Source organism: Pseudoalteromonas sp. Angola-7 (assembly GCF_028599255.1).
In the GTDB taxonomy this organism is placed as follows: domain Bacteria; phylum Pseudomonadota; class Gammaproteobacteria; order Enterobacterales; family Alteromonadaceae; genus Pseudoalteromonas; species Pseudoalteromonas atlantica.
The window spans coordinates 42,616-56,088 of sequence record NZ_JAQREL010000017.1; the positions used below are offsets into that span (position 1 = coordinate 42,616).

General features: G+C 41.5%; 14 protein-coding genes. 11 read left to right on the forward strand and 3 right to left on the reverse strand.

The window, feature by feature from the left end; genetic code table 11:
* The first annotated feature begins 11 nt into the window (after positions 1 to 11).
* The 10 genes from cyoE to PSH50_RS18255 all read left to right on the forward strand — a co-directional run bounded on the left by cyoE (position 12) and on the right by PSH50_RS18255 (position 10,238).
* A complete protein-coding gene (gene cyoE, locus PSH50_RS18210) occupies positions 12 to 941 on the forward strand; it encodes a heme o synthase (protein ID WP_273587832.1) in 930 nt (309 codons plus the stop codon).
* Positions 938 to 1,555 carry an SCO family protein gene (locus PSH50_RS18215; protein ID WP_273587833.1) on the forward strand — a complete coding sequence of 206 codons (618 nt, stop codon included), beginning with the start codon at positions 938 to 940 and terminating at the stop codon, positions 1,553 to 1,555. Before cyoE ends, PSH50_RS18215 begins: the two co-directional genes overlap by 4 nt.
* 163 nt (positions 1,556 to 1,718) lie before the next feature.
* Positions 1,719 to 1,991 (forward strand): STAS domain-containing protein, encoded by a 273-nt coding sequence (locus PSH50_RS18220; protein WP_004588224.1) that lies wholly within the window; start codon positions 1,719 to 1,721, stop codon positions 1,989 to 1,991.
* 8 nt (positions 1,992 to 1,999) lie between these two features.
* Positions 2,000 to 2,362, forward strand: a complete 363-nt coding sequence (locus tag PSH50_RS18225) for a response regulator (RefSeq protein ID WP_029773320.1) — start codon at positions 2,000 to 2,002, stop codon at positions 2,360 to 2,362.
* A 14-nt stretch (positions 2,363 to 2,376) separates the two neighbouring features.
* Positions 2,377 to 4,464, forward strand: coding sequence for a chemotaxis protein CheA (locus PSH50_RS18230; protein WP_096042449.1), 2,088 nt, complete (start codon positions 2,377 to 2,379; stop codon positions 4,462 to 4,464).
* The gene (locus tag PSH50_RS18235) at positions 4,461 to 4,946 is read left to right on the forward strand and encodes a chemotaxis protein CheW (RefSeq protein WP_248443680.1); all 486 of its coding nucleotides are present in this window, start codon (positions 4,461 to 4,463) and stop codon (positions 4,944 to 4,946) included. Before PSH50_RS18230 ends, PSH50_RS18235 begins: the two co-directional genes overlap by 4 nt.
* A gap of 48 nt (positions 4,947 to 4,994) precedes the next feature.
* Positions 4,995 to 7,700, forward strand: coding sequence for a methyl-accepting chemotaxis protein (locus PSH50_RS18240; RefSeq protein ID WP_273587834.1), 2,706 nt, complete (start codon positions 4,995 to 4,997; stop codon positions 7,698 to 7,700).
* Positions 7,701 to 7,760: 60 nt separating this feature from the next.
* Positions 7,761 to 8,591 (forward strand): protein-glutamate O-methyltransferase CheR, encoded by an 831-nt coding sequence (locus PSH50_RS18245; RefSeq protein ID WP_055255309.1) that lies wholly within the window; start codon positions 7,761 to 7,763, stop codon positions 8,589 to 8,591.
* Positions 8,575 to 9,198, forward strand: a complete 624-nt coding sequence (gene cheD / locus PSH50_RS18250; protein ID WP_024033904.1) for a chemoreceptor glutamine deamidase CheD — start codon at positions 8,575 to 8,577, stop codon at positions 9,196 to 9,198. The genes PSH50_RS18245 and cheD overlap by 17 nt, the downstream gene beginning before the upstream one ends.
* A gap of 8 nt (positions 9,199 to 9,206) precedes the next feature.
* Complete coding sequence (locus PSH50_RS18255; protein ID WP_273587835.1) at positions 9,207 to 10,238, forward strand: chemotaxis response regulator protein-glutamate methylesterase; 1,032 nt, start codon at positions 9,207 to 9,209, stop codon at positions 10,236 to 10,238.
* Between the two features lie 3 nt (positions 10,239 to 10,241).
* Here the strand turns inward: PSH50_RS18255 and PSH50_RS18260 are convergent, their stop codons facing one another.
* Positions 10,242 to 11,267, reverse strand: coding sequence for a polysaccharide deacetylase family protein (locus PSH50_RS18260; protein ID WP_096042594.1), 1,026 nt, complete (start codon positions 11,265 to 11,267; stop codon positions 10,242 to 10,244).
* 42 nt (positions 11,268 to 11,309) lie between these two features.
* On the opposite strand from PSH50_RS18260, the gene PSH50_RS18265 reads away from it, so the two are divergent.
* Positions 11,310 to 12,581 carry an MATE family efflux transporter gene (locus PSH50_RS18265; RefSeq protein ID WP_054983329.1) on the forward strand — a complete coding sequence of 424 codons (1,272 nt, stop codon included), beginning with the start codon at positions 11,310 to 11,312 and terminating at the stop codon, positions 12,579 to 12,581.
* Positions 12,582 to 12,590: 9 nt separating this feature from the next.
* Here the strand turns inward: PSH50_RS18265 and PSH50_RS18270 are convergent, their stop codons facing one another.
* Both PSH50_RS18270 and nfuA read right to left on the reverse strand, forming a co-directional pair.
* Positions 12,591 to 12,860, reverse strand: coding sequence for a hypothetical protein (locus PSH50_RS18270; protein WP_273587836.1), 270 nt, complete (start codon positions 12,858 to 12,860; stop codon positions 12,591 to 12,593).
* Positions 12,861 to 12,866: 6 nt separating this feature from the next.
* The gene (gene nfuA, locus PSH50_RS18275; protein WP_096042447.1) at positions 12,867 to 13,442 is read right to left on the reverse strand and encodes a Fe-S biogenesis protein NfuA; all 576 of its coding nucleotides are present in this window, start codon (positions 13,440 to 13,442) and stop codon (positions 12,867 to 12,869) included.
* Between the last annotated feature and the right edge of the window lie 31 nt (positions 13,443 to 13,473).

Here is a 13,473-nt window from a genome sequence, read left to right on the forward strand (position 1 = left end):
GGGGAATAATTATGGCACTCACACTCGATAAAAAAGACCTACAGGTTATTAGCGCACACCCTTTTATTCAACGTGCTTATAATTTACTGCAAGATTACTTAGCTATTAGCAAGTTTAAAGTAGTGGCTATGTTGGTACTTACTGCTTGGGTTGGCTTGGCACTGGCGCCTGATGTAGGGCGAGGCATTGCAGTACAATTTATTAGTTTATTAGGCATTGGTTTGCTCTCTGGCGCTGCGGCGGTAATAAATCATGTTGTTGATAGCGAAATAGATACAAAAATGGCGCGCACACGCCACCGCCCTGTAGCTAAAGGCCGGCTTAGTAAAACCCATGCGCTAAGCTTTGCAGGCGTGATAGGGGTTGCTGGTTTTATAATGCTAATGCTTTGGGCAAACACTCTAACAGCCGTACTTACTTTGTTTGCATTAGTTGGGTATGCTTTTATTTATACCTCTTTTTTAAAGCGTGCCACACCGCAAAACATTGTGATTGGTGGCTTGGCTGGGGCAATGCCGCCTTTATTGGGTTGGGTTTCTGAAACCAATCAAATGGCAGCCGCGCCATGGTTACTCGTAATGATTATATTTACGTGGACCCCACCGCATTTTTGGGCACTGGCAATAGCACGCAAAAGCGATTACGAACGCGCTAAAATTCCTATGTTGCCAGTGACTCACGGTATCGATTTTTGCAAAACCTGTGTTGTGGCTTACACCATATTACTGGCGCTTGTATGTGTATTACCTTATTTAATTGGTATGTCGGGCGGTATTTATTTAGTAGGCGCATGCGTGCTCAATGCACTCTTTTTGTATAAAGCGGTTAAGCTTAAATTAGCCCCTACCGATGACACCGCAATGGACTTATTTCGCTTTTCAATTGTGCATTTAATGGTACTCTTCGTGGTCTTATTTATAGATAAATGGCTCCCTTTATGAAGCAGTTACGGATTAGCTTAGTTGTAATTTTTTCGTTTTTACTAGTCGCTTGCTCAGAGCAAAATAGTACACCCGATGTGCAAGCCTTAGTGTATGAGCAAGCAAAGCCTCTTTCTGATTTTACTCTTAACGACCAAAACAGTGAGTTAGTCACCAAAGCGCAATTTTTGGGGCAGTGGAACTTAGTGTTTTTAGGCTATACCAGTTGTCCAGATATTTGCCCATTAACGCTTGCTAAACTAAACAGCGTGTATAAAAAGTTACATAACGAATACCCACTGCAAATTTGGTTTATGTCGGTAGACCCTCAACGCGATACGCCGGTAAAGCGCAAAGCGTATATTGATTATTTTAACCCTGACTTTTTAGCTGTTTCGGGTGAGCACAAAAACCTATTCCCGGTGGTTAGAGAGCTTGGTCTAATTTATGCCATTAGTGACTCACAAGAATCAGAATATGCGGTCGATCATAGTGCTTCGGTGGCTTTAGTTGATGCAAATGGAGCGGTAAGAGCCATATTTAAGCCTGAGTTCCAACAAGGGAATGTGCCCCTTATTAATACCACTCAACTCATTAGCGAATTTAAACAAATAGCGGATTACTATAAAAACTAGTTTTAAACTTTTCACGCATTTTAAAAGGAGCTTAGGCTCCTTTTTTGCTTTTTAGCGCCACTTTTAAAAGTTTTATTAATTTTTTTGAGCCTTTTATGGCAATTTTAATAACTAAGGCTAAGCTTTTGTTATGAATTGAATTGACAGGGAAAGTCCTGAAAAAATGCTAAAACTTCCAAGCGAACTTGCGATTATGCAAGTAGAGACTCTTCACCAAGATTTATTACAAGAACTCAATAGCAACAACGATATTTGTTTAGATGTCAGTGAGGTTGTTTCAGCCGATACCGCGTCAATTCAACTTTTGTGTGCCTTACAAAAACACCTACTTACCATACATCATAAAATTGTATGGGTAGGCAGCAGTGATGCACTTCAAAACGCCATTAATCAACTTGGCTTAAGTCAATATTTAACACTTGAAAGTAAAGGTTAGAGGTTTATATGAAGAAAATTTTAGCGGTTGATGATTCTGCGTCAATGCGTCAAATGGTGAGCTTTACGCTTAAAACCGCAGGGTTTGATGTTACCGAAGCAAAAGATGGCAGCGAAGCCCTCGCGATTGCCAAGCAGCAAAGTTTTGATGCGGTAATTTCAGATGTAAATATGCCCATTATGGATGGCATTACGCTTATCAGAGAGCTCAGGGGTCTTCCTGATTACAAATTTACGCCGCTACTTATGCTAACCACAGAGTCAGGATTAGATAAAAAAGTAGAAGGTAAAGCAGCTGGCGCAACAGGCTGGATTGTAAAGCCTTTCAACCCGGATCAGTTACTAGCGGTACTTAAAAAAGTAATTCGTTAACTGAGGAGTGCGGCGTGAGTATAGATTTAAGTCAATTTTTTGAAGTGTTCTTTGAAGAAAGTTTTGAAGGCCTAGATACAATGGAGGCCGAGCTATTAAATTTAGAGCCCGGCGAAGAAGACTTAGAAACAATAAATACTATTTTTAGAGCTGCGCACTCAATTAAAGGGGGCAGTGGCACCTTTGGCTTTAACTCTGTGGCTGAGTTTACCCATGTGCTAGAAACCCTACTGGATCAAATACGCCAAGGTGAGCGCGAACTCACCACCGAGCACGTTAATTTATTGCTTAAAGCTGTTGATTGCTTGCGTGGGTTACTCGGTGAGCTGCAAGCAGAGCAAGAGCCTGATTTATCACACGCTACAACCTTAAAAAAACAGTTTGAAATTGTACTGGAAATGCAAGCCGATTCAGCCCCAAGCGAGGCAAGCGAAGTCACGGCTGCTGCTGAGGTAAATACCTTTCAAATTGATTTCAAACCGCATCATCACCTTTTTAAAACAGGCAACGAGCCTTTATTTATGATCAGCGAATTAGCTGAACTCGGCGAGCTTGAAACACAGGCATTTTTAGACGATATCCCAGATATTAAAGATTTAAGCAGTGACGAGTGCTATTTACACTGGCGCTTTTTTTTAAATACCAGCGAAAAAGAAGCCGCCATTAAAGAGGTATTTGAATGGGTAGAAGATGATGCCGATATAAAAATAGAGCTCTGTGGCGGGTTATTTGATGAAGACACTTCTCACACCGCAAACGCTGATGAAAAGAGCAGCGATAGCACAGCTCAAACACCGCCTATTAGCGATGCTCAAAAAGCACCCGACAAACCTAAAAGCAAACCCACAGCCGATAAAAAGCCAACATCAGCACCAGAGTCTACCTCCATAAGAGTAGGAATAGACAAAGTAGACTCGTTAATAAATATGGTCGGTGAGCTGGTGATAACACAAGCCATGTTAAATCAGTTGAGCGAGCAAGAAATTAGCGAATCAACCATTACGTCATTACAAGAAGGTTTGGCACAACTGGCGCACAATACCCGAGACCTGCAAGAAAATGTTATGCGTATTCGTATGTTACCGATTAACTTTGTATTTAGCCGGTTTCCGCGTTTAGTGCGCGATATAGCGCAAAAACTAAATAAGCAGGTGGAGTTAAAATTATTAGGTGAGCAAACCGAGCTAGATAAAACGGTAATGGAAAAAATATCTGACCCTATGGTGCACCTTGTCAGAAATTCGCTCGACCATGGCCTTGAAACAATTGAACAGCGGGTTGCCGCAGGTAAAGACCCAGTGGGCACCGTGACCTTAAATGCCTTTCATCAAGGCGGCAATATCGTGATAGAAATAATGGACGATGGGCAAGGCTTAAATACGCAAAAAATTAAAGAAAAAGCCATTGCTAATGAGCTGATCACCGCTGATTGTAATTTAACAGATGATGAAATTAACGAGCTTATTTTTATGCCCGGCTTTTCTACCGCCGATGCGGTTAGCGACTTATCTGGGCGTGGTGTAGGAATGGATGTTGTTAAGCGCAATATTCAATCTTTAAATGGCTCGGTTGAGGTTTCATCAGCGCCTGGCGTTGGCTCTACCTTTACAATTAGGCTGCCCCTTACACTTGCCATTTTAGATGGTCAATTAGTTAAAGTTGCCCAGCATACTTATATTATTCCGCTTATTTCTATTGTTGAATCACTACAGATTGATATCACTAAAGTAAGCCGAGTGGGTAAAGACTTAGATGTACTAAGGCTGCGTGACGAATACATTCCTATTTTACGCTTATATCAAATTTTTAATCATCAAAACGCCATAGAGTCATTAGACAAAACCTTGTTGGTGGTTGTTGAAACCGACAACCAAAAAGTGGGTTTGCTGGTAGATGACTTACTTTCGCAGCAGCAGGTAGTCATAAAAAGTTTAGAGGCTAATTACCAAAAAGTAGATGGGGTGTCTGGAGCAACTATTTTAGGCGACGGGCGTGTATCGTTAATTGTTGATATTAGCGGCTTAATAAAATTATCAGGGCTTAAAAAACCAGGTAGCCAAGAGTTAATCATAGAATCTAAAACACCTCTGGAGGCTTCATGATTAGTGAACAAAGCGAGCTAAACAACAAAATTGATTTAGGGCAACAGCAAGGCGTTAAGCAGTTTTTAACCTTTATTATGGCTAGCGAAGAATACGGCGTAGATATATTAACCGTGCAAGAGATCAGAAGTTGGGAAGAAATTACCGTACTGCCCAACGCGCCGGATTTTGTTAAAGGAGTGATAAACCTTCGCGGCACCATAGTGCCAATAATAGATTTACGCTTACGTTTTGGCTTGCCAAGCACTGAATATGGGCCATTAACGGTTGTTATTGTTGTAAAAGTTATTTTTGAAAACGATTCAAAAATAATGGGCATCGCAGTAGATGCGGTGTCAGATGTTTACAGCATTGCAGAGCAAGACGCCAAGCCCGTCCCTAGCCTGTCTGATTCGAGTAATTGTGAATATGTCGCAGGGTTGGTGAACGTGGGCGAAAAAATGGTCTCGTTAATTGATTTACAAAGAACAATGGATATATAGCCACAGCGCTATGTAGCAACAAAAACAAACATAAAGGTGGTGATGGGCATGGGATGGTTTAGTAATCCGAAGCAGTCAGAATCAAGTAATGACTTAATCGTAAATGCATTAAATAAATCATTAGCGGTTATTGAGTTTGAACCCAGTGGCAGAATAATTACGGCTAATTCAAACTTTTTAAATGCAATGGGATACCGTTTAGAGGAAGTGCAAGGGCAGCACCACTCTATGTTTGTTGAACCAGATGAAGCACAAAGCAGCGAGTATAAAAATTTTTGGCAACGCTTGCGCGGTGGTGAGTTTATTTCTAATGAGTTTAAGCGTCTTGCTAATGGAGGGCGAGAGGTATGGATCCAAGCTACCTATAACCCAATTATTGATAGCCAAGGGCAAGTGCTAAAAGTAATTAAATTTGCTACCGACATTACCGAACAAAAGAAACAGGCCGCTGAAGCGCAAGGCCAACTTGAGGCAATTAGTAAATCTCAGGCGGTGATTGAGTTTAATCTTGATGGCACAATTATTACTGCCAATGATAATTTTTTAAATGGTTTAGGCTATCAACTTAGCGAAATAAAAGGCCAGCATCATAAATTATTTGTCGACCCAGAATACGCTAAAACAAACGAGTATAAACAATTTTGGGATAAGTTAGGACGAGGCGAGTACGACTCGGGCGAGTACATGCGAATAGGCAAACAAGGGCAAGAAATATGGATTCAAGCCTCTTATAACCCTATTTTCGATTTAAACGGCAAGCCTTATAAAGTTATTAAATACGCCAGTGATATCACCGCGCAAAAACAGCTAGAGCGCGAGTCTAAAAAGGCTGCCGATTTAGCAAGTGCGTTAACTGTTTGCCAAGCCAATGTAATGATTGCCGATAAAGACCTAAATATTGTATTTGTAAACGATCAGGTTAAGTTAATGCTCAAAGCGCGAGAAACTGAGTTGCAAGGTGTGCTACCTAGTTTTTCTGTTGATAATTTAATAGGCACGTGTGTTGATGATTTTCATAAGCACCCAGCTCATCAACGCGAACTATTAAAAAACTTAAAACAACCTTATAAAACTGAGTTACGTTTAGCGGGGCTTATTTTTAGTTTAATTGCTACACCGTGGATAAATCATGAAGGTAAGCATTTAGGCACCATTGTTGAGTGGGAAGATATTACCGATAGCGTAGCAAAAGCAGAGCAAGAACGTGCTGAAGCACAAGAAAACTTACGAGTAAAACAAGCGCTTGATACCGTAGCAACAAACACCATGATAGCCGATGCTTCAAATGTAATTGTATACATGAACAACGCGGTTAAATCGATGATGAGTATTGCTGAAGATGATTTGAAAAAGGAGCTGCCAAACTTTGATAGCACCAATTTAATGCAGCAAAACATTGATATATTCCATAAAAATCCGGCTCATCAACAAAACCTACTAGCTAAGCTTACAACAACTTACCGAGCCGAAATAAAAGTAGGCGGGCGCACCTTTGGTTTAGTTGCAAACCCTATTTTTACACCAGAACAAGAACGCATAGGCACCGTAGTTGAGTGGGAAGATAGAACGGGCGAAGTTGCAATAGAAAAAGAAATTGCACAATTAGTCAGCGATGCAGGTAATGGCGATTTAGAAACCCGAGTAGATGAAAAAGGTAAAGAAGGCTTTTTCTTGCGCTTAGCGCAGGGTTTAAATAGCTTAGTTGAAATTGTGGATGATGCCGTTAGTGATACCGCGCAAATGCTTGATGCAATGGCCAATGGCGACCTATCAAAACGCATAGAAAAAGAGTATCAAGGCTCGTTCGATAAGCTCAAGCAAGATGCTAATACTACAGCAGATAAATTGACCGATGTGATTAACCGAATTAACTCATCGGCCACGTTAGTAGCCAGTGGCGCAGAGGAAATTTCGCAAGGCAACGCCGATTTAAGCCAGCGTACCGAAGAACAAGCTTCATCACTTGAAGAAACCGCCTCAAGTATGGAAGAAATGACCAGCACCGTAAGGCAAAATGCAGATAACGCAAAAGTCGCTAACGATTTAGCCGAAGAAACCTGCGAGAAAGCAATTCAAGGTGGTGAAGTAGTTAATAGAGCTGTAACGAGTATGTCGGCCATTAACGAGTCGAGTAAAAAAATTGCAGACATTATTGGCGTGATTGATGAAATTGCCTTTCAAACTAATTTACTGGCACTTAACGCCGCCGTTGAAGCAGCTAGAGCGGGTGAGCAAGGCCGTGGCTTTGCCGTTGTTGCTGGTGAGGTGCGTAACTTAGCGCAGCGCTCAGCTGGAGCAGCCAAAGAAATTAAAGAGCTTATTAGAGACAGCGTTGCAAAAGTTACCGATGGCTCAGTGCTTGTAAATGAGTCGGGCGAAACACTCAGAGAAATTGTTTCAAGCGTACAACGTGTTACGCAAATGATTTCGGATATAACCGAGGCCTCTGAAGAGCAAAGCGCAGGCATTGAGCAAGTTAATAAAGCGGTTGCCCAAATGGATGAAATGACCCAGCAAAATGCGGCACTTGTAGAAGAAGCGTCTGCGGCGGGCGAGTCAATGGCTGAGCAAGCAAACGAGATGCGTCAGTTATTGCACTTTTTTTCACTCGGGCAGCAAGGCATGAACACATTGCCAAATACGCACTTTGAACGCTCAGCGCCCCCTGCGCGCCAACCTAGTGGCTATTTAAAAAATACCCAACCCAAAGGCGAAAACTTTCTAGACTCAGCAGATGAATGGGAAGAGTTTTAGTCATTACTGGCTTGCTAGTTAATACCCTAGCAAGCCTGCTTTACAAGGGATGGTATGACAATGAAAGAATTTTTATGTACCGATAAAAATTTTAAAGACATTGCCACTTTAGTTTATAACGCGTGCGGAATTGTGCTTGGCGATCATAAACGCGAAATGGTGTATTCCCGCTTAGCAAGAAGGGTAAGAGAGCATAAACTTAAAAACTTTTCTCAATACTTAGAGTACTTACACAATAATAAAGAGGCTGAGTTTGACGCATTTATTAATGCTATTACCACTAACTTAACCTCCTTTTTTAGAGAACCCCACCACTTTGAGTTTTTAAAAAACACCATAGTGCCGCAGTTACTTAGCAGTAACAAAGTAACAAAACGAGTACGCGTATGGTCAGCGGGTTGCTCTACAGGCGAAGAGCCTTACAGCTTAGCAATAACCCTTGCCGATTTATTCCCAAGTTCTTGGGATGTAAAAATTTTAGCAACCGATTTAGATTCTAATGTATTAGCCAAAGCACAAGCGGGTATTTATACCGCGGCTAATGTAAATGGCTTAGAAAACAATGTACTTAAAAAGTGGTTTTTAAAAAGCAAAGATGGGCAAACATATAAAGTAAAACCACAGTTAAATAAACACATTTTTTTTAAACGCCTTAACCTTTTACAAGAATGGCCCATGAAAGGGCAGTTTGACTTAATTTTATGTCGTAACGTGGTTATTTATTTTGATAAAGAAACAAAAGACACCTTATTTAAACGTTATGCAAATGCACTTAATCGTGACGGTTATTTGTTTTTAGGGCACTCAGAGAGTATGGGAAAAGAGCATTCTGAGTTTAAAAATTTAGGGAAAACCATGTATCAAAAGCAACACAATGCACGCACAGTTTAGGCCGGTGCTCCCAGGGTTTGAACATATAAAACGTTACTGGGATGCAGGGCGCACAAGCGTGGTGGCAAAAATATTACCTGGCGAATTTTATGTATCGAAAAATGATGAGCTTATTTCTACAGTGCTTGGGTCGTGCATAGCCGCGTGTGTTTACGATGAAAAAGCCGGTATAGGTGGCGTAAATCATTTTATGTTGCCGGTAAAAAAAGGCCTAGAATTAAACAGTGCCCATAGTTTGAGCTGTCGCTACGGAAATTGGGCAATGGAATACCTGATCAACGAAGTACTCAAAGGTGGTGCTGCGCGAAAAAATTTAAAAATAAAACTCTTTGGTGGCGGCAAAATAATTAGCGCAATGACCGACATAGGGATAGGTAATATTAGCTTTGCCAATGCGTATATTCAGGAAGAGTCGCTCAATCTTGTTGCAAAAGATATGGGGGGGCCGTGGCCTCGAAAAATTTTTTTTCATCCGCATACGGGCAAAGTCCACGTAAAAAAGCTGAAGAATTTGCACAACAATACAATTGAAAAACGCGAAGTGCGCTACCTGCAAAACCTTAAGCAACAAGATAAAGCCACCGAGACTAACATAGAGCTGTTTTAGGAGCCGTAATGGTTAAAGTTCTGATAATAGATGATTCACCACTGATAAGGCGTTTGCTGAGCGAAATATTATCTCAGGCTAGCGATATCGAGGTTGTTGGCTGTGCTGAAGACCCTTATCAAGCACGAGAAATGATTAAATTGCTCAATCCAGATGTGCTTACCCTCGATGTAGAAATGCCAAAAATGGACGGCATTAGCTTTTTAAAAAACCTAATGCGCTTAAGACCTATGCCCGTTGTGATGATTTCTACACTAACCCAGCAAGGCTCGCCTATCACCTTAGAAGCGCTTGAGCTTGGTGCAGTGGATTTTATTGCCAAGCCGACCGTGAATGTTAAGCAGCAAATGAGTCAATATGCATATGTTGTGCAGCAAAAAGTGCGCGTGGCAGCAGGTGCAAGGGTAAGAAGTTTTAAAAAGGTAAGCACCGTGAGTGAGCCTTTACCTAGCAATGCACAATTTTTATTAAACAAGGTAATAGCGATAGGGGCTTCAACAGGGGGCACAGAAGCAATAAAAGAAGTGCTTATAAAAATGCCGACCAATTGCCCTGCGATTGTGATTACCCAGCATATTCCTCCGGTATTTAGTACCTCGTTTGCCCAGCGTATGGACCGCACCTGTGCAATTAACGTAAAAGAAGCGCAGCACGGCGACAAGCTCACTGCGGGATGGGCTTATATAGCCCCAGGTGGTTTGCACTTAAATATAAAAAAAAGAGGGGCAAGTTTATATTGCGAGCTTGATGATTCTGAGCCTGTTAACCGCCATAAACCGGCAGTAGATGTATTATTTAACTCGTTACTTGAGTGCGGCGCAAAAAACATTGTGGCAGCGTTACTAACCGGTATGGGGAGCGATGGAGCAAAGGGCTTGCTTAGCATTAAACAAGCGGGTGGTTACACCATTGCACAGGATGAGTTTTCTTCTGTGGTGTGGGGAATGCCCAAAGCGGCGGTTGATTTAGGCGCCGCTCACGAAATTGTTGCGCTTGATAAAGTAACCCAGCGCTTATTGCATCAGGCTATAAAGGTGTAACTGCTACTGAATAACCCACGGCTGCGAAAACCAATAGTAACTACCAGGGTGATCAATAGAAGGGGCGGTACAATTAAAGCGTGAACGGCCTTTATTTAGCGCCTTTGGCGAGTCAATTTTTACAGTTGTGTCGCTTACCCAAGTTAACTTAGCCTGCCCCACACTTGATACATAACACGCAAACTGACTTTTATGAAAATCACCCATTTCAAACTCAATGCTGAGCGTTGGTGGGTTTTGTGAGGTTACACTGTCTTGGTAATCTAGGGTTTTAATACTAAACGCCCGAGAGTTTAATTTTGTAATTAACGTATCTAATTTGCTGTAAAAGCCGGAGGCTGGAAAACGCGGTAAGCGGGTAAAGTTAGCGTTTTTATTTACAGCGCCTGAGTGCTGACCAATGCCAATAAAGCCAAGCTCTTTTACAAGCGCTTGCAGTTTGTTATTAAACTCACCATACGGGTACGCTAGGTATTTATAGTCGTGGCCTATTTCTTCTTTAATACGCTGTTGAGAATGCAAAATATCTTGTTTAATACGTGCTTGCCACTGTGCATCACTCTCATTTTTTAGCTTAATATGCAGGTAGTCATGCTGGGCAGTGTGATTGGCAATTAGCGCCCCTTTGCCTGCGAGCTCTTTTAATTTATCCCACCCCATTACGTAGCCTTTGCCTTCATCAATAAGGGTAGGGTTTACAAAAATAGTATAGGGGTAACCAAATTTTTCTAAAATAGGCGCCGCTTGTTCGTAGTTATTGTTGTAACCATCGTCAAAGGTGATAGCGACTGTTTTCTCAGGTAAGGTTTTGCCTTGTTGTATAGCGCTTATTAGCTCATTTAGTGCAATAACATTAAAATTATGCTCTTTTAAGTAGCTCAAATGCTTGGTAAACGTATTTGCGCTTACACTGGTCACAGCCGGAAGGGTTTCGCTTACATGGTGATACTGTAAAATAACCGCCGCATGAGCACGTACTGATAAACAAATGAGAGTAATTAAAACTAAATGAAACAATTTCTTAAACATAATAAGGCACACCATAAAAGCTTGCTGTTGCTAGCGGGTCCAATGATATTATCAAATATTACTGTCCCACTGTTAGGAATTGTTGATACCGCTGTTATTGGCCACTTAGGTAGCGCACATTACTTAGCGGGCATCGCACTTGGCTCAGCTGTTATTTCTATTTTATTTTGGCTCGCCGGTTTTTTACGTATGAGCACCACAGGGTTAGTGGCCCAAGCATACGGGCAAAATAACTTAACACAGTTAGCAGCGCTTTTAAAACGCAGCTTATTACTTGCCGTGTGTGTGGCGTTAGCGCTTATTGCCTTATCGCCCTTGATAAAACAAGCCATTGCATTTTTATCAGGCGCAAATAGTGAGGTTCTTGCTCAAGCATATCAGTATTTTAGTATTCGTATATTTAGTGCCCCTGCCGCACTTTGTAATTTAGTGCTGCTTGGCTGGATGCTTGGCGTACATTATGGGCGAGGGCCATTTTACTTGCTGTTAGTGACCAATATTACCAACATAGTGCTCGATATATATTTTGTGGTGTATTTAGACTGGGCAGTAGCGGGAGCAGCGTGGGCGTCGTTAATTGCAGATTACAGCGCGTTGGCTTTTGCGTTGCTACTAGTGATTAAGCTCGCTAAAAAGCAAGGCGTGGAGCTAAGCGTGCCTAACTGGCTCAGTGTTAGCAAAATGGCAGAGCTACTTAGTTTAAATAGAGATATATTTATTCGCTCTTTAATTTTGCAATTATGCTTTAGCTTTATGACCTTTTATGGCGCCCGCATAGGTGAAACAACGCTTGCAGCGAATGCCGTGTTACTTAACTTTTTAATGTTAGTAAGCTTTGCACTTGATGGAATAGCCTATGCAAGCGAAGCCAAAGTTGGTCAAGCTAAAGGCCAGCGAAGCGTTAATAACATTAGATTGTGGGTAAAAATAAGTGTGTTTTGGGGGATGCTTTTTGGCGTGTTATACAGCGTATTTTTTGCTGTATTTGGCAGCGCTATTATTAAGCTTTTAACCAATGTACCCGAGGTAATAGAAGCTGCGACAAATTACTTACCGTGGGTAATAGTATTGCCTATGTTAGCAATGAGCTGTTTTTTGTTTGATGGCGTATTTGTAGGGCTTACACGGGCAAAAAATATGCGTAACAGTATGATTCTTTCTGCTGCTGTTGGCTTTTTTGGGGTGTTTTGGGTGTTTATAGAGTGGCAAAATAATGCGTTATGGCTGGCTATGAGTTGCTTTATGCTTATGCGCGGCGTTACGTTAATTATTAAGTATTTGCAGTTAAAAGCAACTAATCAGCTGCTAGATTAAGCGAACGTGTCATTTCCATAGGTCGGGGTCGTGATCTTTTGGCCCCATATTTTTTAAAACTTGCGAGAAACGATTGGCAAAAATACCGCTATAACCCCATGCAGCAAAAAATAAAGCCGGGATTAAAATAACTACACCTATAATTTGTAAACTAAAGTGAGTGTAGTAGCCAAGGGCAATAAATATCACGGCTAGCACAAACAGTGCTAAGCCGCGAAAAAAGCGCGTTAAACTCAACTTAGGGTTACTCCCTAAGCGATAAATAAGCGGCTTTAACATTATTGCTTAGTAATAAGAGTGATCGCCCGCCTGGTGCTCGGTAATGTCGGCAACACCGGTGATTTCATCAAACTTTGCAATCATTTCTTTCTCGATGCCTTCTTTAAGCGTTACATCGATCATAGAACAGCCATTACAACCACCACCAAATTGAAGTACTGCAATACCTTCAGCGGTTACTTCAACTAGGCTTACTTGGCCACCGTGGTTAGCTAGCTGCGGGTTTACTTCGGTTTCTAGCATGTGTTGAACACGCTCATTTAGCGATGCGTTATCGCCTAGTTTACGTGCCTTTGCATTAGGCGCTTTTAAAGTTAACTGAGTGCCCATTTTGTCGGTAACAAAATCAATTTCAGCTTCTTCTAAAAAAGGAGCGCTTTCTGTATCTACTACGGCATCAAAACCATTAAAGTTAAGACGAATATCGCTGTCTTCTACGGCGTCTTCTGGGCAATAAGAAACACCACATTCCGCTTGTGATGTACCAGGGTTTACAACAAACACACGAATATTAGTTTGTTGTGCTTGATCTGCTAAAAGTTTAGCAAAATGCGCTTGTGCTGTTTCGGAAATAGAAATCATAAAACCGTCTATACTTGACTAAATTACTCGG